The organism is Cupriavidus sp. SIMBA_020 (genome assembly GCF_046535395.1).
GTDB classification, from domain to species: domain Bacteria; phylum Pseudomonadota; class Gammaproteobacteria; order Burkholderiales; family Burkholderiaceae; genus Cupriavidus; species Cupriavidus campinensis.
Genome location: NZ_JAWRWU010000957.1, coordinates 1 through 260, shown reverse-complemented (window position 1 = coordinate 260; position 260 = coordinate 1). Strand labels below are relative to the sequence as shown.

The 260-nt window shown below is 71.5% G+C and carries 1 protein-coding gene; it reads right to left on the bottom strand.

Annotation, left to right across the window (positions count from 1 at the left end; translation table 11 throughout):
• On the bottom strand, positions 1–260 hold a 260-nt coding region (locus SB751_RS32290; RefSeq protein WP_410749296.1), incomplete at both ends, for a hypothetical protein.

The window sequence follows — 260 nt, the reverse complement described above, 5'->3', positions numbered from 1 at the left end:
CCGCCCGAACCGCCCACACTGGAGAATTCGCCGATACCGCAACCGTCGCCGATCTCGATGTACGCGCCAGGCCGCGCGATATCGGTGCCCACGACGAGCCGCACATACGCGCCGATCGTCGCGCGCGCGCCGATACGCAATCCGTCGCGCCCGAGGCCGCTGAGGATCGCGCCGTCGCCGACGGTCGCGTAACGGCCGATGCGCACCTTGCGGCCAAAGCGCAGTCGCACGCCGCGTCCCACGAAGCACGGCGTCGCGCG